Genomic DNA, 26311 nt, shown 5'->3' with positions numbered 1-26311 from the left:
GGAGGGGGGTGACGGGCTGCCAGTTCAGCGGGGAGGAGAGGACCATCGTGCTCGAGGGTTGGCCGTACGGGGCGAGACGGTCGATGACCCCCTCGAACGCGCCGATCGAGCCGGCCGCCACCTTCAGCATGCTGCACGCGTCCCCGGTGATCCGGTGGATCTCCAGGATCTCCGGCCAGCCGGCCACCGCCGGGTCGTGCAGGATGCACCGCGCGCCGTAGCAGGACATCCGGATCAACGCGACCACGGTACGACCGGCGCGGCTCAGGTCGACATGGGCGTGGTAGCCGGTGATGATCCCGGCTTCCTCCAGCCGGCGGACCCGCTCCGCGACCGACGGTGGCGACAGGTGCACCCGCCGGGACAACTCGCTGAAGGAGAGCCGCGCGTCGGCCTGCAACTCGCGCAGCAGGGCCCAGTCCATGTCGTCCACGCTCAGACCTTACTTTCGTGAACCAACTTCGCCTAGTTGCCTTTGGTTTCCCAGAAGAAGGCGGTGAGAGCCGTTGATTTGGCATTCCGTAGGCCGATCCGACCGCGAGATCATGACGTCGGCTAGTCCGGGGAGGGAGACGAGATGATGGTGGATCAGACGGAGCGGCGGGCGCCGAGCCGCCGCGCCACGGTGCAACCCGTGACCCCCGGGCAGCGTGCCGCGCAGGCGGAGCGCACCGGTGGCGAGCCCACGTTGGAGTTCGCCGACATGGTGCCGTACGACGCGTACGTGCAGGCCAGCGCCCTGCACAAGATGCAGCACCCGCTCAGCGACGACCCGGGCGAGATGTCTTTCCTGATGGTCAGCCAGATCATGGAGCTGTACTTCGGGCTGACCTGCCACGAGCTGCGGGAAACCCAGCGGCTGATCCGCGCCGACCAGATCTGGGAGGCGCTGGCCCCGCTGGGCCGAGCCAAGCTGCACCTCGAAGGGCTCAACGCCGCCTGGCAGGGCCTGCGCTGGATGAGCCCGGCCGACTTCAACCGGTTCCGTAACCTGCTCGGCGAGGCCTCCGGCTTCCAGTCGGCGATGTACCGGCAGTTGGAGTTCCTGCTCGGGCTGCGCGACCCGACGCTGATCCGCCCGTTCCGCCGGCAGGCCGAGGTGCACGCCGCGCTGAACGCCGCGCTGGCCACCCCCAGTCTCTGGGACGACGTGCTCGCGCTGCTCGCCCGGCGCGGCTTCGACCTCCCCGCCGACCTGCTCGACCGGGACGTCGCCGTCGAGCACGACCCGCAGCCGTCGGTCGAGGCGGCCTGGGTACGGATCTACGGTGACGCCGGCCCGGACAACCACCTGCGGCTGCTCGGCGAGGCGTTGAGCGCTGTCGCCGAGGAGTTCGGCGACTGGCGCTGGAACCACGTCAAGGCGGTACAGCGGACCATGGGCGCCAAGGTCGGCAGCGGAGGCTCCGCCGGCCTTGCGTGGTTGCAGCGCAGCATGGCCCGGGTGGTCTTCCCGGAGCTGTGGTCGGCCCGCACCACGATGTGACCGGAGAGCGAGACATGCACACCCCTCAAGAAGAAGCGCATCGCCGTGACGAGGCCGACCCCGGCCACCGGCACCTGTTCCACGTGCCGCCGGCCGACGGCGGCGAGCACCCCGAGTCGGCGTACCTGGCCGGCAACTCGCTCGGCCTGCAACCCCGGGCCACCCGCGACGAACTCCTTGCCGACCTGGACGCGTGGGGGCGGCTCGGCGTGGAGGGGCACCTGGAGGCGGAGCGCGCCTGGCTGCCGTACCACGAGTTGTTGACCGGGCCGGCCGCGCGACTCGTCGGCGCCCGCCCCGCGGAGGCCGTGGTGATGAACTCGCTCACGGTCAACCTGCACCTGCTGATGGTGAGTTTCTACCGCCCGGCCGGAGCGCGCACCCGCATCGTCATCGAGGACGCCGCCTTCCCCTCGGACAGCTACGCGGTGCGCAGCCAGGCGCGGTTCCACGGGCTGGACCCGGACGACACAGTGGTCCGGCTGCGTCCGCGCGACGGTGAGGACGCCCTGCGCACCGAGGACGTGACCGACTACCTGGCCGCCGAGGGTGACCGGGTGGCGCTGGTGCTGCTCGGTGGGGTCAACTACCTCACCGGCGAGCTGTTGGACATCCCGGCCATCACGGCTGCCGGCCGGGCCGCCGGCGCGGTGGTCGGTTGGGACCTGGCGCACGCGGTCGGGAACGTGCCGTTGGCCCTGCACGACTGGGACGTCGACTTCGCCGCGTGGTGCTCCTACAAGTACCTGAACTCCGGCCCGGGTGCCCTGGCGGGCGTCTTCGTGCACGAGCGGCACCTCGGCAACCCGGACCTGCCCCGTTTCGAGGGGTGGTGGAGCACCGCGGCGGCCACCCGGTTCGAGATGACGCCGGAGTCCCGGCCGCCGGCCACTGTGGAGGCCTGGCAGATCTCCAACCCTCCGATCTTCGCGATGGGTCCGGTGCGTACCTCGCTGGAGCTGTTCGACGCGGTGGGGATGACCGCGCTGCGCGCCCGCAGCCAGCGCCTCACCGGCTGGCTGGAGTCGCTGCTCGACGAGGTGACCGTCGGCCGGCCGCTGCGGGTGGTCACCCCCCGCGACCCGGCCCGCCGGGGCTGCCAGCTCTCCGTGCGCATCGGTTCCGGCAGCGCCGCCGAGCTGACCAAACGCCTCCGGTACGAACACGGGGTCATCGCCGACGCCCGTGAGCCGGACGTCGTCCGGTTCGCCCCGGTGCCGCTCTACTCCACGTACCTCGACTGCTGGCGGGCCGCGGCCGCGCTGGCCGCGACGGTGGGGCAGGTGACCCGATGACCGCGCGGCGCGACGAGATCGCGATCATCGGTGCCGGCCTGGCCGGCTGTCTGGCGGCCTGCTTCCTGGCCCGGCGCGGCTACCCGGTGGCCCTCTACGAGCGCCGCTCCGACCCGCGTGCCGGCGTGGCCGAGCGGGGTCGCTCGATCAACCTGGCGCTGTCCGAGCGTGGCCTGGACGCGTTGCGCCGGATCGGGTTGGCCGAGCAGGTGATGACCGACGCGCTGCCGATGCGCGGCCGGATGATCCACCCGGTCGAGGGCGAGCAGCAGTTCCAGTCCTACAGCGCGGCCGGCGACCGGGCGATCAACTCGATCAGCCGGGGTGCGCTGAACAACGCCCTGCTGGACGAGGCCGCCGCGCTGCCCGGGGTGCGGATCGTCTTCGACCACCGGCTGGTCGGGCTCGACCCGACCGACGGCGCGCTGAGCTTCGAAACCCCGCAGGGCCCGGTCGCGGCGAAGGCCTCGGTTGTGCTGGGTGCCGACGGCGCCGGCTCCGCGGTGCGCGGGCAACTGCTGGCGTACGGGTTGCTCGACGAGAGCGTGGACTTCCTCGACTACGGCTACAAGGAGCTGACGATCCCGCCGCTGGGCGGGGACTTCGCCCTGGATGAGGACGCGCTGCACATCTGGCCGCGCGGCACCTCGATGATGATCGCGCTGCCGAACCCGGACCGTTCCTTCACCTGCACGCTGTTCTGGCCCAACGAGGGCGCCGGCAGCTTCGCCTCGCTGACCAGCCCGGCGGAGATCGAACGGCACTTCACCGAGCACTACCCGGACGTGGTGCCGCTGGCCCCGAACCTGGTCGACGACTACCAGCACAACCCGGTTGGGGTGCTCGGCACGGTGCGCTGCACCCCGTGGCAGGTCAACGGGAAGGTCGGCCTGATCGGCGACGCGGCCCACGCCATCGTTCCGTTCTACGGCCAGGGCGCCAACTGCGCCTTCGAGGACGTGGTGGAGCTGGACCGCTGCCTGGACGAGTGCGCCGACGACTGGTTGGCGGCGCTGCCGCTGTTCCAGCGGCGCCGGCAGGAGAACGCCGAGGCCATCGCGACGATGGCGCTGACCAACTTCGTGGAGATGCGGGACAAGGTCGCCTCCCCGGTGTTCCAGACCCGGCGGCGGGTGGAGCACGCACTGGAACGGGCCCTGCCCGGCCGGTACGTTTCCCAGTACGAGCTGGTGTCGTTCTCCACCACCCCGTACGCCCAGGTGCGCCGCCGGGTGCGCCGACAGCACCGGGTGCTCGGGGCGGTCGTGGGTGGGGCCGCGCTGCTGCTGGTCGGCGCGATCGGTGCGGCACTGAGCCGAGGGAGGCGCGCATGACCGGCACCTGGGATCCGCGACTGATGGCCGGCCACGCGCCGAGTGGCCCGCACCGGTTGCGCAACTTCGTCGCCGGCGAGTTCGTCGACGGCGCAACGACGTTCGCCAAGGCCAGCCCGGTCACCGGGGAGCAGGTCTTCGAGGTGGACGAGGCCTCCGAGTCCACTGTGAACGACGCGGTGGCCGCCGCCCGGGCAGCAATGCGGGGGCCGTGGGGTCGGATGGGGGAGCGCGAGCGCGCCGAGGTGCTGCGCCGCGTCGCCGACGAGCTGGAGCGCCGATTCGACGACCTGGTCACCGCCGAGGTCGCCGACACCGGCAAGTCCATCGCCCAGGCCCGCACCTTGGACATTCCCCGCGGCGCGGCGAACTTCCGGGCGTTCGCGGAGATCGTGGCGACCGCCCCCACCGAGTCGTTCACCACTGTCACCCCGACCGGCGGCCGGGCGCTCAACTACGCGCTGCGCAAGCCGGTTGGCGTGGTCGCGGTCATCGTGCCGTGGAACCTGCCGCTGCTGCTGCTCACCTGGAAGGTGGCTCCGGCGCTGGCCTGCGGCAACGCCGTGGTGGTGAAGCCCAGCGAGGAGACCCCCGCCTCGGCGACGCTGCTCGCCGAGGTGATGGCCGCCGCCGGGGTGCCGGCCGGGGTCTTCAACCTGGTGCACGGCTTCGGGCCGGGCTCGGCGGGCGAACACCTCACCCGCCACCCGGGCGTCGACGCGATCACCTTCACCGGTGAGTCGGCCACCGGCGGCGCGATCATGCGGGCCGCCGCCGACGGGGTGAAGGCGGTCAGCTTCGAACTCGGCGGCAAGAACGCCGGCCTGGTCTTCGCCGACGCCGACCTGGACGCGGCGGTGGCCGGTTCGGTGCGCTCCAGCTTCACCAACGGCGGGCAGGTGTGCCTCTGCACCGAGCGCATCTACGTGCAGCGCCCGGTCTTCGAGGAGTTCACCGCCCGGCTGGCCAAGCGGGCCGGCGAGCTGGCGTACGGCTGGCCGACCGACGAGGCCACCGCCACCATGCCGCTGATCTCCCACCAGCACCGGGCGAAGGTGCTCGGCGCGTACGAGCTGGCCCGGTCCGAGGGCGCCGAGGTGCTCACCGGCGGCGGCACGCCCACCTTCGGGGACGCCCGCGACGGCGGGTCGTACGTGCAGCCGACGGTGCTCACCGGGCTCGGCCCGGACGCCCGCACCAACCGGGAGGAGATCTTCGGCCCGGTGGTGCACGTCGCCCCGTTCGACACCGAGGACGAGGCGTACGCCCTGGCCAACGGCACCGAGTACGGCCTGGCGGCGACCGTGTGGACCCGGGACGTGGGTGTGGCGCACCGGGCCGGCGCCCGGCTCGACGCCGGCATCGTCTGGGTGAACACCTGGTTCCTGCGGGATCTGCGCACCCCGTTCGGTGGGGTGAAGGCGTCCGGGATCGGTCGGGAGGGCGGCGTGCACTCGTTGAACTTCTACTCCGAACTCACCAACGTCTGCGTGGACCTGTCGTGAGCCGTAGCGAGGGAGCGGGCATGGAAGCTGACATCGAGGCCGCCAACCGGGAGTTGGCCGACGCCCGCACCACCGGCAAGCCGTGCGCACCGCTTCGGGGCCGGCTGTTGCCGGAGGGCGACGTGGAGTCCGCGTACCGGGTGCAGCAGCTCCAGGCGCGGGCCTGGCAGGGGCGCGGCGAACGCCGGGTCGGCGCGAAGATCGGGTTGACCTCCCGGGCGGTGCAGGAGACCTTCGGGGTGTTCCAGCCGGACTTCGGCATGTTGACCGACGCGATGGCCGTCGGCGACGGGGTCGAGGTGCCCATCGACCGGCTGCTCCAGCCCCGCGTCGAAGCGGAGATCGCCTTCGTGCTCGACAAGGATCTCCCGAACCCGCAGCTCACCACTGTCGACCTGATCCGCGCGGTCGACCACGTGCTGCCGGCGATCGAGATCGTCGACTCGCGGATCGCCGCCTGGGACATCTCCATCGTGGACACCGTCGCCGACAACGCCTCCAGTGGGCTCTTCGTGCTCGGCACCACGCCGCGCCGGCTCGCCGACGTCGACCTGCGACTCTGCGGAATGGTGCTGGAGCACGCGGGCGAGCCGGTCTCGGTGGGTGCGGGCGCGGCCTGCCTGGGCAACCCGCTGCACGCCCTGCAGTGGCTGGCCGGGACGCTCGCCCGCGCCGGCGACCCGCTGCGCGCCGGTGACGTGGTGCTCTCCGGGGCGCTCGGTCCGATGGTGCCGGTCACCCCCGGCGCCGCGTACGAGGCGAGGATCTCCGGACTGGGTTCGGTGCGTACGAGTTTCAGTGCTGGAGGTGACAAGTGAGCGCGACGAGTGAGCTTGCGAGCCCCGCGGTCGTGAACACCGGAGGCGCCGCGACGACCGGAGTGGCGGTGCTCGGTTCCGGCAACATCGGCACCGACCTGATGATCAAGGTGTTGCGGCTCAGTGGCAGCCTGCGGATGGTGGCGATGGCCGGCATCGACCCGGCCTCCGACGGCCTGGCGCGTGCTCGCCGGCTCGGCGTCGCCACCACCGCCGACGGCGTGGACGGGCTCGTGGCGATGCCCGAGTTCGCCGACGTCGAGGTGGTGTTCGACGCCACCTCGGCCGGTGCCCACCGACGCCACGACGAGGTGCTGCGCGCCCACGGTCGAACGGTGGTCGACCTGACCCCGGCCGCGCTCGGCCCGTACGTGGTGCCGCCGGTCAACCTCGACGAGCACCTGCACGAGCGGAACGTCAACATGGTGACCTGCGGCGGGCAGGCGACAGTGCCGATCGTCGCCGCGGTACGCCGGGTCACCCCGGTGGCGTACGGGGAGATCGTCGCCTCGATCGCGTCGAAGTCCGCCGGGCCGGGCACCCGGGCCAACATCGACGAGTTCACCGAGACCACCGCTCGGGCCATCGAGGTGGTGGGCGGCGCCGAGCGGGGCAAGGCGATCATCGTGCTGAACCCGGCGGATCCGCCGCTGCTGATGCGGGACACCGTCTACTGCCTCTGCCCGGACGCCGACGCCGACACCGAGGCCATCGCCGCCTCGATCACCGAGATGGTGGCGGCGGTGCAGGAGTACGTCCCCGGCTACCGGCTCAAGCAGGACGTGCAGTTCGACAGGGTGCAGGCGTACCTGCCGACGCTCGGGCGGCAGCTCACCGCCCTGCAGGTGTCGGTCTTCCTGGAGGTCTCCGGTGCCGGGCACTACCTGCCCGCGTACGCCGGGAACCTGGACATCATGACCTCCGCCGCGCTGCGCACCGCGGAGCGGCTGGTCGCCCTGCGTTCCCCGGAGGTGGCGGCGCCATGACCGACCTGTACATCCAGGACGTGACGCTGCGCGACGGCATGCACGCCATCGCCCACCAGTACACCGTCGACGACGTACGCACCATCGCCGCCGCGCTGGACGCCGCCGGGGTGGCCGCCATCGAGGTGGCGCACGGTGACGGCCTCGCCGGCTCCAGCGTCAACTACGGCCACGGTGCCGCCAGCGACGCAGAGTGGATCTCCGCGGCTGCCGAGGTGCTGACCACCGCGAAACTGACCACCCTGCTGCTGCCGGGTATCGGCACGATCGCCGACCTGAAGGCCGCGAAGACGCTCGGGGTGACCAGCGTGCGGATCGCCACCCACTGCACGGAGGCGGACATCTCCGCCCAGCACATCTCCTGGGCCCGGGAGAACGACATGGACGTGGCCGGGTTCCTGATGATGTCGCACATGAACGATCCGGCCGGCTTGGCCGGGCAGGCCAAGCTGATGGAGTCGTACGGGGCGCACTGCGTCTACGTCACCGACTCCGGCGGGCGGCTGCTGATGTCCGACGTGGCGCAGCGGGTCGACGCGTACCGGCAGGTGTTGTCGCCGGACACGCAGATCGGCATCCACGCCCACCACAACCTGTCGCTCGGGGTGGCCAACAGCGTGCTCGCCGTCGAGCACGGCCGGGTCACCGGGTCCGCGCCCGCCGGCCCGGACGCGGTGCACGGCCGGACCGTCCGCGTCGACGCCTCCCTCGCCGGCATGGGCGCGGGCGCCGGTAACGCCCCGCTGGAGGTCTTCGTCGCGGTCGCCGAGCTGCACGGTTGGAAGCACGGCTGCGACGTGTTCGCGCTGATGGACGCGGCTGACGACATCGTCCGCCCGCTACAGGACCGGCCGGTCCAGGTGGACCGCGAAACGCTCTCCCTGGGGTACGCGGGGGTCTACTCCAGCTTCCTGCGGCACGCCGAGCGGGCCGCCACGAAGTACGGAGTGGACGTCCGGTCGATCCTGGTCGAGCTGGGCCGCCGCCGGATGGTCGGCGGCCAGGAAGACATGATCGTCGATGTGGCACTGGACCTGGCCGGCAAGGAGCAGCAGTCATGATCGGACCGGACATCGTCGGGATCGCCGACAAGCTGGGCGCGGCGGCCGACACGGCCACCCCGATCCCGCAGCTCGCCGCCGAGACCGGCCTCGACGTGGACACCGCGTACGCCGTGCAGGCCGCGCTGCTGCAACGCCGGCTGAACGCCGGTGAGCGGTTGGTCGGGTTGAAGATGGGTCTGACCAGCAGGGCGAAGATGGCCCAGGTCGGCGTGGACGAGGTGATCTGGGGGCGGCTCACCAACGCGATGCGGGTGCCCGACGGCGGTGTCGTGGACCCGGCCGCGTACATCCATCCCCGGGTCGAGCCGGAGGTGGCGTTCCTGCTGGACCGGCTGCCCGAGCCGGGCGAGCCGGTCGGCGACTTCGCCACGGCGGTCCGCGCGGTCGCCCCGGCCATCGAGCTGATCGACTCCCGGTACGCGGACTTCCGCTTCTCCCTGCCGGACGTGATCGCGGACAACACCTCGGCCGCCGCCTTCGTGATCGGTCCGTGGTCGCCGGTGCCGGCGGGGCTGAACAACCTGGGCGTGCTGCTGGAGGTCGACGGACGGGTGGCGCAGGTCGGCTCGACGGCGGCGATCCTCGGTGATCCGCGCCGGGCGCTCGACGAGGGCATCCGGCTGGCCGGTGGGCACGGGGTGCGGCTGGAGTCCGGGTGGGTCTTCCTGGCCGGCGCCGCGACCGCGGCTGTGCCGTTGCGTCCGGGTGCCCACGTTCGTGCCGTCGTCGAGAAGCTCGGCACGGCGTCGCTGCGGGCGTCGTCGTGACCGCCCGGGTGGTCGCCGGGAAAGCCGTCCCTCGGGGGGCGTTTCCGCACGTCAAGGTCGCCGGTGGGTTCGTCTTCGTCTCCGGTACGTCCTCGCGGAGGCCGGACAACAGCTTCGCCGGTGTGTCGGTCGACGAGTTCGGTACGACGAACCTCGACATCCGGGTGCAGACGCGGGCCGTCATCGAGAACATCGGGGATCTGCTGCGGTCGGTCGGCGCGGACCTCGCCGACCTCGTCCAGGTGACGTCGTACCTGGTCAACATGAACGACTTCGGTGGTTACAACGAGGTGTGGGCCGAGTTCTTCGACGCCTCCGGTCCGACCCGTACGACGGTGGCGGTGCACCAGCTGCCGCACCCGCACCTGCTGATCGAAATCCAGGCCGTGGCCCTTCTTCCCTCGGGAGGTCAGTCGTGAGTGAGATCGCCGAGCCGTTCAGCTTTCCGGGCTGGATCGCGGACAACCAGCACCTGTTGAAGCCCCCGGTGGGCAACAAGGAGATGTTCCCCGGCGGGGACGACTTCATCGTGATGGTGGTGGGCGGCCCCAACCAGCGCACGGACTTCCACGTGGACCCGTACGAGGAGTTCTTCTACCAGGTCAAGGGCAACATGCACATCAACCTGGTCACTCCCGAGGGGCCGCGTACGGTGCACGTGCGCGAGGGTCAGATGTGGATGTTGCCGCGTAACACCCCACACTCGCCGCAGCGGCCGGAGGCCGGCTCGATCGGCGTGGTCGTCGAGCGGGTCCGCGAGGAGGGCACGCTGGAGACGTTCCAGTGGTACTGCCCCGAGTGCGGCAGCAAGGTCCACGAGGTGGAGTTGCAGGTCCGCGACATCGCCGCCGACCTGCCCCCGGTGTTCCAGGCGTTCTACACCGACGAGGCGGCGCGTACCTGCGCCAACTGCGGCACCCTGCATCCGGGCAAGGGCTGATGCCCGCAGGGGTGGTCGACGTGCACACGCACGTCGTACCGGAGGGGTGGCCGGACCTCGGCGCGGCGTGCGGCGGGTCCGGCTGGCCGTGGTTGCGGGTGGACTCCGAGCGCGCCGCCATGATCATGGTGGGGGAGACGGAGTTCCGTCCGGTCGGCGCCGAGTGCTGGGACGCGTCGCGCCGCCTGGCCGACATGGACGCCGACGGCGTGGCCGTGCAGGTGGTCTCGCCCACCCCGGTCTTCTTCAGCTACGACCGCCCGGCCGAGCAGGCGGTGAAGGTCGCCCGGATCTTCAACGACCTGACCCTGGAGGTCACCGCGGCCGGAGGGGACCGACTGGTGCCGTTCTGTCAGGTGCCGCTGCAGGACCCGGACGCCGCCTGCGCCGAGCTGGACCGCAGCCTCGCCGCCGGGCACGTGGGCGTGGAGATCGGCAACCACGTGGGCGACCGCGACCTGGACGACGCGGGCGTGGTCACCTTTCTCCAGCACTGTGCCGAGGTGGGCGCACCGGTCTTCGTCCACCCGTGGGACATGCCGGGCGGGCCCCGCCTGGACCGTTGGATGGCCCGTTGGCTCACCGGTATGCCCGCCGAGACGCACCTGTCGGTGCTGGCGATGATCCTGGGAGGCGTCTTCGACCGGGTGCCCGAGACGCTGCGGATCTGCTTCGCGCACGGTGGCGGCAGCTTCCCGTTCTGGCTGGGGCGCGCCGACAACGCCTGGCACCGCCGCGGGGACCTGGTCCGGGGCGCGTCCGCCGCCCCGCCCAGCAGTTACGTGGACCGGTTCAGCGTCGACTCGGTGGTCTTCACGCCCCCTGCCCTGCGACTGTTGGTCGACACCCTGGGGGAGGACCGGGTGTTGGTGGGCAGCGACTACCCGTACCCGCTGGGCGAACGGCCGGCCGGCGCCGTGGTCCGCGCCGCCGACTTCCTCACCGACGGCCAGCGCGACAAGCTCCTGTCCACCAACGCCCTGCGCTTCCTGCACGGCTGAGCACAGCGCCACAGCGCCGGGTCCCGGCTGACCACGCCAAGCCGGGCGCTGGCCGTCCGGTTGGTCCGTTTCCGGTCGCCAGCGCGTGTCGGCTGCGCGAAGGGCTGACGGCCGGCAGGATGACGGAATGGCCGAGCCGCACGACCTGACCGCGTTGGAGCAGGCCGCCGCGATGACCCGCGGCGAGCTGTCCAGCATCGACCTGGTCGAGCACTCCCTGCGCCGGGTGGCGGCGCTCGGCGACACCGTGGGCGCGTTCGTCACCGTCACACCGGACCTCGCCCGACAGGCCGCACGTGCCGCCGACGAGGTGCCGATCGACGAGCGCGGCCCGCTGCACGGCGTGCCGACCGCGATCAAGGACCTGACGCTCACCGCCGGGATCCGCACCACCTTCGGCTCGGCCGCCTTCATCGACTTCGTACCGCCGGTCGACGCCGACGTGGTCCGGTTCATCAAGGCCGCCGGTCTGGTCAGCCTGGGCAAGACCACCACCTCCGAGCTGGGCTGCTCGCTCTACTCCGAGGGCCGGGTCGCGCCGCCGGCCCGCAACCCCTGGCAGTTGGCGTACACCGCGGGTGGGTCCAGTGGCGGCGCGGCGGCGGCGGTCGCGGCCGGGCTGGTCCCGGTCGCCCAGGGCTCCGACGGCGGTGGGTCACTGCGCATACCGGCGTCGCTCTGCGGCCTGGTCGGCTACAAACCAAGTCGGGGCCTCGTCTCCGGCGGGCCGGTCGGCTCCGGCGCGTTCGGGCTGCCCACCAGCGGCCCGCTCGGGCGGACCGTCACCGACGTCGCCGCGCTGCTCGACGTCATGGCCGTCCCGGTCAGCGGCGAGCCCTACCTGCCGCCGGTCGCGCCGCCCGGCGGCTACCTGAGCGTCGCGCGCCGCGCCGAGCCCGGCCCGCTGCGGATCGGCCGGTTCACCACGCCGATGCTCGCCGACGAACCGGTGCACCCCGACTGCGTGGCCGCCGTGGACCGGGCCGCCGCGCTGCTCACGGCCGCCGGCCACGAGGTGGTCGAGGTGCCGCCGCCGCTCGGGCCGGCGGCGTGGCCGCTGTTCGAGATCCTCTGGTACGTGCTGGCGCTCGCCCCGGTCCCGCCGCAGCGGGAGGCGGAGCTGCTGCCGTTGACCCGGCTGCTCCGCGCCCGGGGCGCCGAGCTCTCCGCCGGCACCCTGGCCGCCACCCTCGGGGAGTTGCAGGCGCAGGTCCGCCTCGGTGCCCGCCGCACCGCCGGCTGCGATCTGCTGCTCTGCCCCACCCTGGCCACCCCGCAGGCACCCGTCGGCTGGTTCAGCGCCGACGGGGACCCGGCCGCCGACTTCGACCGGCAACGCCGGTTCTCGCCCTACTGCGCCATCTTCAACGTCACCGGCGATCCCTCCGTCTCCCTGCCGCTGGGCAGCACGACCGACGGACTGCCCGTCGGGGTGCTGCTCACCGGCCGGTACGGCGACGACGCGCGGCTTATCGCTACCGCTGCGCAACTGGAGAACTCCAGTGACGGATGGGATCGGCACCCCGCAATCTGGCGGGCCACCGACTCCGCTAACGTGAATGGCGACGGAGTCGGGCGGTCGGCAGCGTGATCGTCCATCCGACCCGGTTGTTCAAGGTCGTCCTTCTTCCGCCTGGGGGCGTTGGGATTGTCTGTTACCGAGACGTTGCTGGTCTTCGTCGGCATCCCGTTGGCCGCGGTGCTGGTCATCGCCGGCCTGTCGTACGCCGGTAGCCGTGGGGGTGCCACCGGCGGTGGCGGCGGCGCCAAGCGCTACCGTCCGGGCCGGCCCTTCGACTTCACTCCGGTCTGGTTCCTGGGCCGTCCGGAGCAGCTGGCCGACTCGGCCGGCACCGCGCTGACGGCGGGGGCGCAGGCGCCCGCGCTGACCAGCCACAAGCTTGAGCAGGCCAGCGTCGAGGCGCCGGCCGGTGGAACCGGAGGCGCAAGTGACCGTTGGTGAGAAGCAGGCCGGGTCGGAAAATCCGCCCGAGGTGCTGGACGGGCCGTTCTCGACCCGCCAGCTGCTGCGCATCGACGAGGCGTTGCGCCTGGCCGACCAGGGCACCGGCCTGGTCTTCTCGGTCTTCGTCGGTGGTCTCGACGAGCCGATCCGCGAGCACGCCCAGCGGCTGCACCGTCAGCTCGCCGAGCCGGACAAGTCCGTCCTGATCGCCGTGTCGCCCAACCAGCGTCAGCTGGAGATCGTCACCGGGCGGTACGCCCGCAAGCGCATCCCCGACACGTACGCCAAGCTGGCCGCGCTCTCCATGGTCGGCGCGTTCAGCGGCGGCGACCTGGCCGGCGGCATCATCAACGGCCTGGACCAGCTCGCCAGCCACGCCGGCAAGGGCTGACCCACTCGTACGACGAAGCCCGGCCCGCGTTCAGCGGGCCGGGCTTCGGTGTGCCCAGACTGTTTCAGCGCGGCCAGGCACTCGGGTCCAACCTCATCGTCCATGGCTCGTCCACGGTCACCGCGTCGTCCGGACCAATGGTGCCCAACAGCTCGTAGTGGTCGCCCTCGGCGAGCCGATAGCGGTAGATGACGGGGCCGAAGTCGCCTCGCTCCACCCGCCAGTAGTGGGGGATGCCTGCCTCCGCGTAGAGGGCGGGTTTGGTGAAGCGATCGTGGCGACGGCTCCCCGTCGACTCGACTTCCAGGACGAGCGCGATGTTCACCGGTTCGGCCCACATCCGCCCGCGCGGTGCACCTGGTGACAACACCGTCAGATCGGGGATGAGATTAGCGCCGGGGACCTGCACGCCGATCTCCCGGATTACGCGCCAACCGGCGGGAGCCGCCTGACGAATCGCCAGCCGGATCTCGTCCGCCAGCTCATGGTGCTCCGGACCAGCTGGAGGGGTCACGTGCAGGCTCCCGTCGATGATCTCGTAGCGGTTCCCATCCTCGGGAAGGTGGAACAGGTCCTGCTCGCGCCACGCCCGCGCCGGGGGCCGCCACTCGTGGGTCGGTTGTGCCATCACGTTCACCTCCTCTCGTCACGATAACGGCCGGGGCCGGCGCGGGCGTACACCCACGCCGGCCCCGGGCCGGACAACCGCTGCTCAGGCGCTCTGAGCGTCCTTCACGCGGGCCTTGAGCGCCCGCACCACACCGTCGCGGCCCTCCGCCACCAGTCGACGCAGCGGGGCGGGGTGCCCGTCACCGGCCAGCCACGCGTCGGTGGCCGCCACCGTGTCGTCCTGCACCAGGTAGGTCGGGTAGGCCAGCTGGGCGAACTCCTGTGCCGGCTCGCTGTCCCGGGTGGCCCACACCTGCCCGACCGCCGCGAAGTAGCGCTCCCGGTACGGGGCGACCAGCTCCACCTGCGTCGGGTGAGCGAAGCCCTGCAACAGCGCCCGGTGCCGCCAGTTGGGCAACGAGTCCGGGCCGGTGAGCAGGGCCCACACGGCGGCCTTGTTCTCCGCCGTCGGGATCAACGCGTGCGCGTACGCGGCCTCCCGCTCGCCGCTGGCCGTGCGGTCGCCGCTCAGCTCCGCCTCGATCTCGGCGGCACCGGCGGCACCGTTGGCCACCAGCGCGGCGAGAACCGACCAGCGCAGCTCGGTGTCGACGGTCAGCCCGGCCGGCATGCCGGTGCCGTCCAGCCAACCACGCAGCGTCGCCAGGTCTTCCTCGGAGCGGGCGGCCGAGGTGAACGCACGGGCCCAGGCCAACTGGAACCCGCTGCCGGGCTCGGCGGCGGCGAGTGCGTCACGGGCGGTCCGGGCCAGGTCGGCCCAGCCGGTCGGCGCCCAGGCCGGGTCGGCGTACAGCGTGAGCGCGGTGGTCGCCTGCCGCAGGGTGGCGGTGACCAGGTTGATGTCGGTCTCCGCGGGCAGCCCGCTGAGCGTCAGCGCCACATAGTCGCGGGCGGACAGCTCGGCGTCGCGGATCATGTCCCACGCGGCGGTCCAGCAGAGCGCACGGGCCAGCGACGAGTCGAAACCACCGATGTGCTGCACCACGGTCGCCATCGAGCGGTCGTCGAGGCGCAGCTTGGTGTAGGTGAGGTCGTCGTCGTTGAGCAGCAACACGTCGGCCGCCCGGACGCCACGCAGCGGAGCGAGATCCGTGTGCTCGCCGGTCACGTCCACCTCGTACCGCTCACGACGGACCAGCCGCCCGTCGGTCAGGTCGTACAGGCCCACGCCGATCCGGTGCGTGCGCAGCGTCGGGTACGCCGCCGGCGCATCCTGCCGCACCAGCACCTGCTCGTACGTGCCGTCCGCCCCGATCGTCACCTCCGGCCGCAGCGTGTTGACCTGCGCGGTCTCCAACCACTGCGCGGCGAACTTACGCAGCTCCCGACCGGATGCGGCCTCCAGCTCGGTGAGCAGGTCGTCGAAGGTGGCGTTGCCCCAGGCGTGCTTGCCGAAGTAGGCCCGCAGCCCGGCCACGAACGGCTCCTCGCCCACGTAGGCGACGAACTGCTTGAGCACGCTCGCACCCTTGGCGTAGGTGATGCCGTCGAAGTTGACCTCCACGGCCTCCATGTCCGGCATCTCGGTGTAGACCGGGTGGGTGGAGGAGAGCTGGTCCTGCCGGTAGCCCCAGTTCTTCCGGATGGACAGGAAGGTCGTCCACGCCTCGGTGAACCGGGTCGCGTTGGTGTTGCACCAGTGGCTGGCCCACTCGGCGAACGACTCGTTCAGCCACAGGTCGTTCCACCAGCGCATGGTGACCAGGTCACCGAACCACATGTGGGCCAGTTCGTGCAGGATCGTGTTGGCCCGCTGCTCGTACTCGAAGTCGGTGACCTGCGAGCGGAACAGGTAGTGCGACTCGGCGTGCGTCACGCAGCCGAAGTTCTCCATCGCGCCGGCGTTGAAGTCGGGCACCCAGAGCTGGTCGTACTTCGGCAGCGGGTAGCGCACCCCGAACTTCTCGTGGAAGAAGTCGAAGCCCTGCTTGGTGATCAGGAACAGGTCGTCAGAGTCGAGGTACTGCGCCATCGACGCCCGGCAGAACGCACCCAGGTCAATGCCGTCGTGGGTGTCGCGCACCTCGTGGTACGGCCCGGCGCACATCGCCGTGATGTAGGTGCTCATCCGGGGCGACTCGGTGAAGTGCAGCGTCTTGAGCGCCTCACCCGCCGGCTCCTCGCGCTGCACCGGCATGTTGGAAACCGCCCGCCAGTGCGCCGGCACTGTGACGTGCCAGGTGTAGACGCTCTTCAGGTCGGGCTGGTCGAAGCAGGCGAACACCCGCTGCGCGTCGGCCGTCTCGAACTGGCTGTAGAGGTACGTCTCACCGTCCACCGGGTCGACCGTCCGGTGCAGACCCTGACCGCTGTTGGAGTAACTGAAGTCGGCGTCGACCACCAGGACGTTGTCGCTGTCCAGCCCGGACAGGGTCAGGCCCTTCTCAGCGGACCAGTCGGAGAGGTCGACGGCTGTGCCGTTCAGCGTCGCGGACCGCACCGACTCGGCGGCCAACTCGATGAACGTGCTCGCACCCGGTTCGGAGCAGCGGAACCGGACCTCGGTCGTTGACCTGAACGTGCGGCCGTCGGCCGCCAGCACGGCGGTGGACAGGTCCAGACTGATGTCGTACCCCGTCACGTTGAGCAGGCGTGCCCGCTCGGTCGCCTCGACCTGCGTCAGGTTGCGCACTCCCGGCACTGTTCGTCTCCATCCCACATGTCGCCGTACGCCCGGCGGCGCCCGTTCGCCTACCGCTCGTGACGGCCGGCCCGATTCGAGTCTTCCATGTACGGGCAGCCTGCGGTGGCCGAGGTCACGCTCTCATTCGAGTGCCGGTCGATGCGCTGCGGGGTGAAGATTCTCTTGAGACGCCGACTGTCGGCGCCACTCGTCGTGAAGGGATCTCACTGTGACCGAACGTGTCACCGCCGACATGTGGTTCGACCCGGCCTGCCCGTGGGCATGGATCACCTCCCGCTGGCTGCTGGAGGTCGAGCAGATCCGGGATGTGGACATCCGCTTCCACGTGATGAGCCTGGCCGTGCTCAACGACGGCCGGGACGAACTGCCCGACGAGTACAAGGAGTTCCTGAAGACCGCGTGGGGCCCGGTGCGGGTCTGCATCGCCGCCGAGCAGCGCCACGGCAATGACGTGCTGCGCCCCCTGTACACCGCGCTCGGCACCCGGATCCACCTGCAGAAGCAGGAGCGGAATCGGGAGCTGTACGTGGCTGCGCTCACCGATGCCGGCCTCGAGCCGGCGCTGGCCGACGCCGCTGACAGCACCGACTACGACGAGGCGCTGCGGGCCAGCCACGAGGCGGGCATGCGCCCGGTCGGACAGGACGTGGGCACTCCGGTCGTACACGCGCCCGGCCCGGACGGCGCCCCGGTCGCGTTCTTCGGCCCGGTGATCACTCCGGCTCCGAAGGGGGAGGCCGCCGGCCGACTCTGGGACGGCGTGCTGCTGGTCGCCGGCACCCCGGGCTTCTACGAGCTCAAGCGCACCCGTGAGCAGGGCCCGATCTTCGACTGAGCGACGGCCACCACGCCCCCGTTCGTGCTGCGTCAGTAGCGCGGACGGGGGCGTTTCGGGTCGGGCGCCGAGGTCGGTGGCCGGTTGTGGCGTCACCGGGAGGCGGGCGGCGTCGTTTCCCTCGGTGTCCGCCGCAGCGACCCCGTAGGGCCGCACGCCGCAGTTCGTGGAGGCAATCCCGATGGCCAAGCACCGTGCGTCCGGTGACGATCAGTTGACCCGGCAGGGGGTGATCGAGCCTCCCGGCGCGGACTACTGGTCCGTCGACGACTCCCGCTGGCCGACGGTCCGCCCGGATCTGCCCGCCCATCTGGTGGATCTGCTCGCGCCGCCCATCGTGGTGGGCGTGGCGCGGGTCCCGGTGACCTCCCGGCTCACCCCGCCCGGGGCGGTCGATCCGCTGGAATCGCCCGTCGACGCCGTGCCGTGCGATGTGCCGGCGCTGGTGCCATCGGGTGCGGCGCCGGCCGAACCCGCGCCCCCGCCGCCGGCGCCGACGCGTCCGGTGCCGACGCGTCCGGTGCCGACGCCGCCGCTGAGCCCGCGGCCCGTTCCGACGCCGCCTCCGGACCGTCCGGTGCCGGGGCCGCCGGCGTCGCCCCGCCGCACCGTGAACACCGGGCCGGTCGGAGGCGGTCGACGCGGCAACGGTGGGCCGGTGAGCGCGGGTCGGCACCGCCGGGGCACCTCCGACCGCGCCAGCTGACCACCCGGGGCCCGGCCGGGCCCTTTCATCTGGTGGACGCCCTGCGGGTCCCCGTCGGCGGTGACACCGTCGCCGGTAGCGTCAGTGGGCATGACGGTCGTGCATCCGATCACCCGGGCCTGGGTCACCACTGGCGGCACCGGCGCGCAAAACTACGACGAGTTCGCCGACGACGCGGAGATCACCGCGATCATCGAGTCGAACCCGCACAGCGCTCTCGGCATTGAGATGCCGCATCGCGCCCCGCAGAGCCTGGGCAAGTCGTTCCTCGACGCGCTGCCGGACGCGGTGGCCCGCCTCGCCGAGTCCAAGGCCGACGGCAGTTACACCCCCGCCGAGCAGGTGGTGGTGCTCTACCGGATCAGCGCACCTGGCGAGGAGCCGGCGTACGGGCTGTTCGCGATGGTGGACACCGACCAGATCTCCACCCGGGCAGACGAGCCGGGCCTGGTCATCCGCAACGAGGACGTCTTCATCGCCAAGGTCCGCGAGCGGGTGGCGCTGGCCGAGGCGCTGGGCCACCTGCTCTCACCCGTACTCCTGCTCCAGACCGGGCGTGGCGACGAGCTGCACGCCGCTCTCGCGGCGGCTACCGACGCGGCCGGCGCGCCCGCCGCGACGGACACCGACCAGGCGGGGCGCACGCACGCCATCTGGCTGCTCGGCCCCGGCCCGGAGCAGGCCACGCTGACCGCTCTCGCCGGTGGCGGGGACCTGGTCGTCGCGGACGGCAACCACCGCAGCCTGGCCGCCCAGACCGGAGGGCTGCCACGCTTCCTGGCCGTGATCACCACCCCCGCGTCGGTGGCCATCCAGCCGTACAACCGGTTGGTCAGCGAGCTGACCACCACCCCCGCCGAGCTGCTCGACCGGCTGCGGGCCGCGGGCGCCGAGGTCGAGCCGATCGACGGCCCGGTCGAGGTGCCGGCGGCCGGCGGCACCGTGCACCTCCGCCTCGATGGCCAGGGGTACGCGGTGCGCCTGCCCGCGACGGCCTCCGCCCGCCTGGAAAACCTGGACCATGCCCTGGTCGAGCGGTTGGTGCTGCGCGACGCGCTCGGTCTGGACCCGGGCGACAAGCGGATCACGTACGTTGGCGGTGACTACCCGGCGGGCTGGCTCACCGGTGAGGTCGACGCCGGGCGGGCCGAGTTGGCCATCCTGATCGCCCCGGTGACCGTGGCGGATTTCGTCGCCGTCAACCTGGCCAGGGAGAAGATGCCCCGCAAGAGCACCTGGTTCACCCCGAAGGCGCGCGGCGGTCTGGTCGTCGCCGAGCTGCCGCGTTGAGCGCCACCCTCACGACCGTGTGACGAACCCGGCTCGGGGACGCCGCCGCTGTGACGTCCCCGAGCGCGGCCTGACAGACTGCCCGGTATGCGCGTCTACCTGGGATCCGATCACGCCGGTTTCGAGTTGAAGGTGCACCTGGCCAACCACCTGGCCATGCAGGGGTACGACGTGGTCGACGTCGGCCCCCACAGCTACGACCCGGACGACGACTACCCCACGTTCTGCCTGCACACCGGCGACCAGGTGGTGGCCGACGAGACGGGCCTCGGAGTGGTCATCGGTGGCTCCGGCAACGGTGAGCAGATCGCCGCGAACAAGGTCGCTGGCGTCCGCGCCGCGCTGGCCTGGAGCGTCGAGACCGCTCAGCTGGCCCGCCAGCACAACGACGCGAACGTGGTCGCGATCGGTGCGCGCCAGCACACGCTGGACGAGGCGACCGCCATCGTCGAGGCGTTCCTGAACACGCCGTTCTCCGGCAACGAGCGGCACGCTCGTCGGATCGCCCAGGTGGCCGAGTACGAGCGGACCCGGAAGCTGCCGGACCTGCCCTGACCGTGCGCCGCTCAGCGCGGCGAGCGGGGCAGTTCTTCGCGGGGCACCCAGTTGCGGCGGACGACCACCACCCGGGCCTCCGCCTCGGCCAGGTCGTCGTCGGTGGGGCGGGCCGCATCCCGGGCCCGTAGCGCGGCGCTCAGCCCCACCTGGGACGAGCCGGAACCGACCAGGCCGCGCAGCCCCCGCTCGCCGTCGCGCTCGTCGCCGCCGGCACTCCTGCGTCGCGCCGGAGGGTCGTCACCGTCATGCACGCCGGCGGTGCTGGCCGTCGGGCCGTCGACACCTGGTCTGGCCGTCTCGGTGTCGGCGGGGTGGCGCAGCCGTCGCCGTCGTCGGTCGGGGTCACCCATCAGCCGACCGTACCCTGCCCGGGGTTTGATCCGGCAGCGTCGTGCGGCCTCGCGTCCCGGCCGGGGTCGGCGACCGATTTGCCGGCTGGCTACCCTCGAATCACAGGCGGTGTCGTTGCCGTCGGTCAGGGGGAGGACGAGATGGCAGACCAGACGCAGCCGTGGGCGGAGCGGACCGTGGAGGTGCCACCGCAGGCCGGCGTCGGGGTGCCGCCGCAGCGTGACGGGTTCCGCCGGGGGGTGGCCCCGGTGGGTCAGCCAACCACCCCGCGGACGGAGCCGTTTCCGGTGGTCGAGCAGGAGCCGACCGGCACCGGCTGGCCCGGCGAGCCGGTGCCACGCCGCTCGCTGAGCTCGCGAATGGCGCAACTGCGGCGCGGCGGTGAGTGGAGCGCGGCGGCCGGCCTCTTCGCGTTCGTGTGCTGGGGGATCTGGGCTTTGTCCGGCCAGGGTGACCTGAGCGGCCCGCTGCTGGTGCTGGTGCTCAGCCTGCTGGTGGCGATCGGCCTGTTCGCCCTGTTCCGGCTGGTCGGCCGGGTGGTGCTGGAGCGGCAGCTGGGCCGGGTCCGGCGCAGCGCCCGAGGTGCCCACCTGGCGACGGCGGTCTTCCTCGCCGGCCTGGGGGTGGCGTGGCTCCAGCAGACCGAGTGGGTCGTCTCGGCCTGGAACTGGATCTCCTCGAACTGATCCGGGTATGCACGGGTGGGCCGGTCCATGACCCGCCCACCCGTGCACCCGGTCGTCTCCCCACCAGGCAAGGCCGCTGCTTACCCGGCCGGCCGCGGTTCATCCGTGGTCGGCCGCTCCGACCGCTACCTCCTTCGAGGGCTTGATGGTGCGGCGGCTTGATGCTGCGGCGGTCAGTGGGTGCCGCCGTGCCCCTCGGCGTCGGCTCGGGGCGACGCGACCCGGGCGGCCGGGTCCTCGACGCCGGGCTCGCCGCCGTCGGGGGCGACCGCTCCGTCGTAGTTGTAGAGCGGTCGGCCATCGTCCTGCTGCTTGGTGGTCTTGATGTAGCGGTGCATCAGGCCGTCGATCTCCACCTCGACGAGTGCCTCGTTGCCGGTCTCGTGGGTGCTGCCGTCTCGGGGGCCGCCCACCAGGTGGGCCGTGGTGTTGGTGTCCATGACCAGGCCCTACCCACCAGGTACCCGGCGGAAACGGGTGAAATCCGGCTAGCGGTGCCGCGCCCCGACTAGCGGACGCGGCACCGCCGAGGGATCAGCCGGCGGATTCGGCGGCGGCGTAGTCGCGGGCCACCCGGACCAGCTCCACCAGGCCGCCGGCGTACTCCTGGGACTCGCCGTGCGCCTCGTCGAACGGCGGCTGGAAGCCGACGCCCTCCCACTCGCTCGTTGCCGGGTTCCACCGATCGTTGCCGACCTCGAAGTCCCAGGCGAAGATGCCCAGCTCGTAGTAGAGCTGGTCGGCCGAGTTGCCGGCGGCGGAGTAGAGCACGTCGGCGACCGGTCCGGTCTGCGACGGCCAGGTGACGGTGCCGCGCTCCTGCGCGATGGCGCCGACGATCCGCCGGGCGCTGTTGAGGAACAGCGTCGACTCGTCGATCGACGGCCGCGGCAGGGTGACCCGCCCGTCGGCCCGGTACGCCCCCGGCGGCCACATGAAGTACCCGCCGTAGGAGTGCACGTTCATCGCGAACTTGATGTTCGGGTGGGCCTGGGCGAGCGCGATCACGTTGCTGCTCTCCGCCTCGGACAGCTCGGCGGTGCCCGCATAGTTGCCGGACAGGCAGTTGGCGCTGGCGCCCACGTAGCCGTCGAAGTACGACCCGACGGTGTAGTTGCGGTTGACGTCGACGCCCCACGAGGTGCGGTTCTTCGGGTCGCGGGCCGCCCCGGTGCAGTGGTTTACCAGGTTCTTGCGCTGGAAGTTGAAGTCGTTGAACGAGTAGTTCGCCCCGTCCGGGTTGACCGTCGGGATGACGAAGATGTCGACCTGCTCCAGCAGCTCACGGGTGGCCGGGTCGGTGCGGGCGTTGGCCAGCATCCGCTCGGCGAACTCCAGCGTCACCAGCGGGGTGGCCCATTCCCGGGCGTGTTCCTGCGAGTACGCGAGCACCCCGACCCGGGAGCCGTCCCGGTGTACGCCGAGGCGCAGCGCCTGCACCGTCCACGGCTTCGCCGGCACCTCGGTGCCCTGGAGGCCGTCGTCGAGCCGGGCAGGGCCGGCGACCGGCATCGGCAGCCCGGCCGAACCGTCCTCGACGGTGGCCCGGAACCGGTTCGGCTGGCGGGCGTTGATCGCTGCCGCGACCTCGTCGGTGGTGCTCACCGTCTTGCCTGCGGTGTCGGTGGCCAGTGACACGGTGAGGACGCGGTCGCGGTAGCCGACGGTCAGTGGTCGGTTCGCCCGGCCCGGGTCGACTGTCCGCACCTGCACGCCGTTCATGTTCTGGTCGCCGAAGCGCACCGACTCGACCACCACGGCGGCCACCGCCGGGTCGCCCAGGTAGGCGGCGGCGTTGCGTCGGTACCCCTGGGTCTTGTTCGGCAGGTCGATCACGTCGACCAGGTCCCGGTACTGGCGGGCCAGGCGCTTGATCCGCGCCTGGATGTCGATCGGCGTCAGGTACGCGTCGATGAAGTCCTTCTGGTAGCCGGCCGGCAGGGGCGGCGGGACCGCGTTCGGCCAGAGCGTCGGCGTGACCACCCGGCTGACCCCGCCGAGGCTGGAGGTGGCGGTCAACTGAACCGGCCGGTTCGGCACCGGCTGGGGAAGGTTGTAGTGGTACTGGTACTCGCCCGAGTCCTCGAACCGGTACAGCGGGAACGATCCGGTGGCGCCGTCCGCCGTCCGCCAGCTGACCGTGATCTCCACGTCCGGGTCGTCGGTGGCGGTGGTGGCGACCTGGGCCTGTAGGAAGGTCTGCCCACCAGTGGTCCACCAGTACGCCTGCTGCACCTGGAGGGTGTCCACTGCCGCGGCTGCGGCGGTGGTCCGCTGGCCTGCGGCCGGAGCACGCAGCCCGGCGGCGGTGCGGGCCTGGGCCGCGCGGACGCTGTCGGCGTAGTGCCGGCTGCCGTCCCCGGCGCGCTGCACGATCTGCACCGCCGTCGCGCCCTGCGCGGTCAGCTCGGCGAGCTGGGTGCCGGTGAGCACCAGGTCGGCGAGGATCCGGCCGTCCCGTGCGCGGGGCCGGTTGGCCAGGTCCGCGCCGGCGGCGACCAGCCGGTCGAGCTGGGCCTGATCGCGGAGCTGGACCCGGACCACTGCGGTCTCGGTGGCGGTCAGGGTGATCGGGGTTGCCGGGGCAGCGGGTGCTGCCGCTGCGGAACCGGGATGGGACAGCACCGCGCTGATCAGGATCGCTGTGGTGGCGGCAGCTGTCCACCGTCGTCGGACGATCATGTGCCCTCCTGTGACGGACGTCGATGTTCTTGGTCCTTACACCAGTGCACAGATCGACGGCTGTCAAGGCCGGTGGAGGCATCGAAGACGGTTGCCGCGTCGTGGCCGTCGTCGGCGGTACGTTGGCCGCTCGACCCGATCTGCCGTCGCGTCAACCGGAAGGCTTCGTCGATGCCCCTGCGAACGTTGTTCAACGACTTCGTCAAGGGCGTGGCGGCCCAGCTGAACGAGTACGGCTTCGAACCGGGCAGGGGCCGGGTCTTCCGCCGGTACTCGCCGGCGGGCGACGCCCTCGTCATCGAGCTGCAGATGTCGGACCACTCCACCGCGGCCGAAAAGATCTTCTACATCAATGTGGGTCTGGTGTTGGCGCCGGCGTGGGAGGCCGCCCGGCGGCGCTACCGCCTGCCCGAGTCCGAGCAACCTCGGCCGCTGTACGCCATCTGGGAGCACCGCGTCGGATTTACCACCTTCTCCGGCGGGGACCAGTGGCGGATCGCCGACGAGGCCACCGCCGCTGAGGTCTCGGCGCAGGTGCGCCGGCGGCTGGACGAGACGCTGAGGCAACTGCTGCCGCTGCTGGACCGCCAGGCGTTCCTCGCGGTCGCCGACCGCCGGGAGTTCCTCGGGGCCGGCGGCTGGCGGGTGCGGGCGTGGTTGCTCGCGGAGCAGGGCCCGTCGCCGGAACTCGAACGCCTGCTGTTCACCGAGAGGCCGGCCCACACCCACAGGTCGGCGATGATCCAGAACATCTGGACCTACGCGAACAGCAGGTCGAGTGCCGACACCTGAGCCCAGCCGTGTGTCAACGGCCGCCGTACGGGCTGCGGCGCGTGCTGGTCAACGGCGTGCGGTGAGGGGGACGAGGACGAGGACGGCAAGGCCGAGCGTGGTCGCGCCGACAGCCCACCACCAGAAGAATCCCGAGAAGACCGAGGCGATCAGCAGCCCCACGCCGAGACCGGCCAGTAGGCCGAGTGCGAACAGGGCCCGTGGGGGCAGCGCGAGATGCGGCAGGCGGCGTACCACCAGCACCTCCAGCCAGGTGCCGCCCACCGCCAGCAGGGCCGCGCCAACCCCGTCCACGGCGGACAATCCGTGACCTTCGCTGATGGGCACCAGAACGCTGCCCTCGCTACCGGCAGGGACGAAGAGGAGGAGCACGCCAGCGATGATGAGCAGAGCGGCGGTGACGACCTGCTTGCGCGGAGCGCCCGCACCATCGGCTGACATCGCTACAGTCTCGGCTATCCGCCACGGCCTGCACAGGAGCCGTTGCGACGAACATCGAACTTCCGCCATCTCGGCTCGTCGCCGCCGCGACGGTGTCAGCGCTCGTTCAGCAGGTGAGGGCCGCGCGCAGGTTCGGGGCGGAGCCCTGAGGTCTTCAGCGCGGGATCACGCGTCCGGCCGATGGGGACCGCAGCGTTCGAGCGCGAGCCACGACGCGCGATCCGCCTCAGTATGGTGTTGACCCATGTTGCCCGAGCCTGTCCCGACGGACCCGATTCGCCTGGCCTAGGCGCTGACGCACGAGGATCTACGCGACGGCGTCGCGGCACAGCAACGCCGCGGTTGGGTTCGCTGGCTCGTTCCGATTCTGGCTGTTGCCGTGCTGGCCGCAGTCGTCGAAGGACTCGTCTCCGCCGAGGTGTGGGAACTCCCGACGGATGCTGCCGCGATCGTGGTGGGCCTGGGTCTGGTGCTGGCAGCGATCATCGGGGGGATCGCCGTCCTGTTGGCCCGGCTCGCCCTGGCGGCGACCTATCACTGGCAGGCGCACCTGCTCGCGCGGGGAAACCCGTGGCTGTCCAAGCCGATCCAGGCCACGGTGACCGATACTGGAATCCACCTCCGATCCGCGGCCGTGGATGCAACGATCGCCTGGTCCCACCACCCGTTCTACATCGAGACCGACCGGGCGTTCGTTCTGCTGGCGTCGAAGGGCCTCGCCGCAACGTCGGTGGTGCTGCCGAAACGTGGGCTGGCCGAGGCGGACCTATCGCAACTGCGCGCGATGCTCGCCACCCACGTACGCGAACGCCCCTGAGCCGCGCTGCGACACGCTGTGATCGGCGTGCAGGCTGTCACGGGCGAGAGGTAGAAGGCCCAGGTGCCGCGATGATGCGGTCTACTGGGCCTTCGTGGGTGGAGCGGGCGACGGGAATCGAACCCGCGTAGTCAGTTTGGAAGGACGAAGATCATGGCCGACAAGGACCTGGTGGGCCAGATCAATGCGCGAAGTGCTTGACCGTTCGTGCCCCCTGGTGACCGGCGGGGGTACCGGCTACTGGCACGTTGATGGCACGGCGCATCGGATGAATCCCGCCTTCCGGTACGGTGACGCTCCACGGATCGCGCCCTTACCGTCGTAGG

Annotated in this window: 28 protein-coding genes; 21 read left to right on the top strand and 7 right to left on the bottom strand. The window is 71.6% G+C overall.

Annotated features, from left to right (window positions below):
* Positions 1 to 433 (bottom strand): Lrp/AsnC family transcriptional regulator (locus DLJ59_RS12035; RefSeq protein ID WP_148096945.1); only part of this gene is annotated, 433 nt, incomplete at its 3' end.
* Between the two features lie 150 nt (positions 434 to 583).
* Between DLJ59_RS12035 and DLJ59_RS12030 the strand changes: the two genes are divergently transcribed.
* From DLJ59_RS12030 to DLJ59_RS11965, 14 genes are all read left to right on the top strand, one after another.
* The gene (locus tag DLJ59_RS12030) at positions 584 to 1486 is read left to right on the top strand and encodes a tryptophan 2,3-dioxygenase (RefSeq protein ID WP_124772591.1); all 903 of its coding nucleotides are present in this window, start codon (positions 584 to 586) and stop codon (positions 1484 to 1486) included.
* A 14-nt stretch (positions 1487 to 1500) separates the two neighbouring features.
* Positions 1501 to 2781: a kynureninase gene (gene kynU / locus DLJ59_RS12025; protein ID WP_124772588.1), complete on the top strand. Its 1281-nt coding sequence runs from the start codon at positions 1501 to 1503 to the stop codon at positions 2779 to 2781.
* Entirely contained in the window at positions 2778 to 4115 is a 1338-nt protein-coding gene (locus tag DLJ59_RS12020; protein WP_124772587.1) for an FAD-dependent oxidoreductase, read from the top strand. The genes kynU and DLJ59_RS12020 overlap by 4 nt, the downstream gene beginning before the upstream one ends.
* A 23-nt stretch (positions 4116 to 4138) precedes the next feature.
* Positions 4139 to 5620, top strand: a complete 1482-nt coding sequence (locus tag DLJ59_RS12015) for a 2-hydroxymuconic semialdehyde dehydrogenase (protein ID WP_124772590.1) — start codon at positions 4139 to 4141, stop codon at positions 5618 to 5620.
* A gap of 20 nt (positions 5621 to 5640) precedes the next feature.
* Positions 5641 to 6438 (top strand): 2-keto-4-pentenoate hydratase, encoded by a 798-nt coding sequence (locus DLJ59_RS12010; protein WP_124772586.1) that lies wholly within the window; start codon positions 5641 to 5643, stop codon positions 6436 to 6438.
* Between the two features lie 32 nt (positions 6439 to 6470).
* The gene (locus tag DLJ59_RS12005; RefSeq protein WP_124772589.1) at positions 6471 to 7424 is read left to right on the top strand and encodes an acetaldehyde dehydrogenase (acetylating); all 954 of its coding nucleotides are present in this window, start codon (positions 6471 to 6473) and stop codon (positions 7422 to 7424) included.
* The gene (gene dmpG / locus DLJ59_RS12000; protein ID WP_124772585.1) at positions 7421 to 8485 is read left to right on the top strand and encodes a 4-hydroxy-2-oxovalerate aldolase; all 1065 of its coding nucleotides are present in this window, start codon (positions 7421 to 7423) and stop codon (positions 8483 to 8485) included. The genes DLJ59_RS12005 and dmpG overlap by 4 nt, the downstream gene beginning before the upstream one ends.
* Positions 8482 to 9255, top strand: coding sequence for a 2-keto-4-pentenoate hydratase (locus DLJ59_RS11995; RefSeq protein WP_124772584.1), 774 nt, complete (start codon positions 8482 to 8484; stop codon positions 9253 to 9255). The genes dmpG and DLJ59_RS11995 overlap by 4 nt, the downstream gene beginning before the upstream one ends.
* Positions 9252 to 9674 (top strand): RidA family protein, encoded by a 423-nt coding sequence (locus DLJ59_RS11990; protein WP_124772583.1) that lies wholly within the window; start codon positions 9252 to 9254, stop codon positions 9672 to 9674. The genes DLJ59_RS11995 and DLJ59_RS11990 overlap by 4 nt, the downstream gene beginning before the upstream one ends.
* Positions 9671 to 10195 carry a 3-hydroxyanthranilate 3,4-dioxygenase gene (locus tag DLJ59_RS11985; RefSeq protein WP_124772582.1) on the top strand — a complete coding sequence of 175 codons (525 nt, stop codon included), beginning with the start codon at positions 9671 to 9673 and terminating at the stop codon, positions 10193 to 10195. Before DLJ59_RS11990 ends, DLJ59_RS11985 begins: the two co-directional genes overlap by 4 nt.
* The gene (locus DLJ59_RS11980) at positions 10195 to 11196 is read left to right on the top strand and encodes an amidohydrolase family protein (RefSeq protein ID WP_124772581.1); all 1002 of its coding nucleotides are present in this window, start codon (positions 10195 to 10197) and stop codon (positions 11194 to 11196) included. The genes DLJ59_RS11985 and DLJ59_RS11980 overlap by 1 nt, the downstream gene beginning before the upstream one ends.
* Before the next feature lie 127 nt (positions 11197 to 11323).
* Positions 11324 to 12787 carry an amidase gene (locus DLJ59_RS11975; protein WP_124772580.1) on the top strand — a complete coding sequence of 488 codons (1464 nt, stop codon included), beginning with the start codon at positions 11324 to 11326 and terminating at the stop codon, positions 12785 to 12787.
* A gap of 51 nt (positions 12788 to 12838) precedes the next feature.
* The gene (ctaJ, locus tag DLJ59_RS11970; RefSeq protein WP_433312043.1) at positions 12839 to 13159 is read left to right on the top strand and encodes an aa3-type cytochrome oxidase subunit CtaJ; all 321 of its coding nucleotides are present in this window, start codon (positions 12839 to 12841) and stop codon (positions 13157 to 13159) included.
* A complete protein-coding gene (locus tag DLJ59_RS11965; protein WP_124772579.1) occupies positions 13146 to 13553 on the top strand; it encodes a DUF5130 family protein in 408 nt (135 codons plus the stop codon). Before ctaJ ends, DLJ59_RS11965 begins: the two co-directional genes overlap by 14 nt.
* A gap of 64 nt (positions 13554 to 13617) precedes the next feature.
* On the opposite strand, the gene DLJ59_RS11960 is transcribed toward DLJ59_RS11965, so the two are convergent.
* Together DLJ59_RS11960 and pepN are read right to left on the bottom strand one after the other, a co-directional pair.
* Positions 13618 to 14181 carry a Uma2 family endonuclease gene (locus DLJ59_RS11960; RefSeq protein ID WP_124772578.1) on the bottom strand — a complete coding sequence of 188 codons (564 nt, stop codon included), beginning with the start codon at positions 14179 to 14181 and terminating at the stop codon, positions 13618 to 13620.
* An 84-nt stretch (positions 14182 to 14265) separates the two neighbouring features.
* Positions 14266 to 16815: an aminopeptidase N gene (pepN, locus tag DLJ59_RS11955; RefSeq protein ID WP_124772577.1), complete on the bottom strand. Its 2550-nt coding sequence runs from the start codon at positions 16813 to 16815 to the stop codon at positions 14266 to 14268.
* A 220-nt stretch (positions 16816 to 17035) separates the two neighbouring features.
* On the opposite strand from pepN, the gene DLJ59_RS11950 reads away from it, so the two are divergent.
* The 4 genes from DLJ59_RS11950 to DLJ59_RS11935 all read left to right on the top strand — a co-directional run bounded on the left by DLJ59_RS11950 (position 17036) and on the right by DLJ59_RS11935 (position 20213).
* Positions 17036 to 17662, top strand: a complete 627-nt coding sequence (locus DLJ59_RS11950; RefSeq protein ID WP_124772576.1) for a mycothiol-dependent nitroreductase Rv2466c family protein — start codon at positions 17036 to 17038, stop codon at positions 17660 to 17662.
* Positions 17663 to 17843: 181 nt separating this feature from the next.
* Positions 17844 to 18368 (top strand): hypothetical protein, encoded by a 525-nt coding sequence (locus DLJ59_RS36925; protein ID WP_208648650.1) that lies wholly within the window; start codon positions 17844 to 17846, stop codon positions 18366 to 18368.
* A 90-nt stretch (positions 18369 to 18458) separates the two neighbouring features.
* A complete protein-coding gene (locus DLJ59_RS11940) occupies positions 18459 to 19658 on the top strand; it encodes a DUF1015 family protein (protein WP_124772575.1) in 1200 nt (399 codons plus the stop codon).
* Positions 19659 to 19745: 87 nt separating this feature from the next.
* The gene (locus tag DLJ59_RS11935) at positions 19746 to 20213 is read left to right on the top strand and encodes a ribose-5-phosphate isomerase (protein ID WP_124772574.1); all 468 of its coding nucleotides are present in this window, start codon (positions 19746 to 19748) and stop codon (positions 20211 to 20213) included.
* An 11-nt stretch (positions 20214 to 20224) separates the two neighbouring features.
* Here the strand turns inward: DLJ59_RS11935 and DLJ59_RS11930 are convergent, their stop codons facing one another.
* Complete coding sequence (locus tag DLJ59_RS11930; protein WP_124772573.1) at positions 20225 to 20566, bottom strand: hypothetical protein; 342 nt, start codon at positions 20564 to 20566, stop codon at positions 20225 to 20227.
* A 141-nt stretch (positions 20567 to 20707) separates the two neighbouring features.
* Between DLJ59_RS11930 and DLJ59_RS11925 the strand changes: the two genes are divergently transcribed.
* Positions 20708 to 21253 carry a hypothetical protein gene (locus DLJ59_RS11925; protein WP_124772572.1) on the top strand — a complete coding sequence of 182 codons (546 nt, stop codon included), beginning with the start codon at positions 20708 to 20710 and terminating at the stop codon, positions 21251 to 21253.
* Between the two features lie 173 nt (positions 21254 to 21426).
* On the opposite strand, the gene DLJ59_RS11920 is transcribed toward DLJ59_RS11925, so the two are convergent.
* Together DLJ59_RS11920 and DLJ59_RS11915 are read right to left on the bottom strand one after the other, a co-directional pair.
* Entirely contained in the window at positions 21427 to 21693 is a 267-nt protein-coding gene (locus tag DLJ59_RS11920; RefSeq protein ID WP_124772571.1) for a hypothetical protein, read from the bottom strand.
* Between the two features lie 94 nt (positions 21694 to 21787).
* Complete coding sequence (locus DLJ59_RS11915; protein WP_124772570.1) at positions 21788 to 23935, bottom strand: M14 family zinc carboxypeptidase; 2148 nt, start codon at positions 23933 to 23935, stop codon at positions 21788 to 21790.
* Between the two features lie 171 nt (positions 23936 to 24106).
* Between DLJ59_RS11915 and DLJ59_RS11910 the strand changes: the two genes are divergently transcribed.
* Entirely contained in the window at positions 24107 to 24727 is a 621-nt protein-coding gene (locus tag DLJ59_RS11910; RefSeq protein ID WP_124772569.1) for a DUF4304 domain-containing protein, read from the top strand.
* A 48-nt stretch (positions 24728 to 24775) separates the two neighbouring features.
* Here the strand turns inward: DLJ59_RS11910 and DLJ59_RS11905 are convergent, their stop codons facing one another.
* On the bottom strand, positions 24776 to 25168 hold the full coding sequence (locus tag DLJ59_RS11905; RefSeq protein WP_124772568.1) for a hypothetical protein: 393 nt from the start codon (positions 25166 to 25168) through the stop codon (positions 24776 to 24778).
* A gap of 379 nt (positions 25169 to 25547) precedes the next feature.
* On the opposite strand from DLJ59_RS11905, the gene DLJ59_RS11900 reads away from it, so the two are divergent.
* Positions 25548 to 25985 (top strand): YcxB family protein, encoded by a 438-nt coding sequence (locus DLJ59_RS11900; RefSeq protein ID WP_124772567.1) that lies wholly within the window; start codon positions 25548 to 25550, stop codon positions 25983 to 25985.
* Positions 25986 to 26311: the final 326 nt, after the last annotated feature.

Origin of the sequence: Micromonospora inaquosa (genome assembly GCF_003857055.1) — a bacterium.
GTDB lineage: Bacteria > Actinomycetota > Actinomycetes > Mycobacteriales > Micromonosporaceae > Micromonospora > Micromonospora inaquosa.
This window is presented reverse-complemented; position numbering and strand designations above follow the sequence as displayed.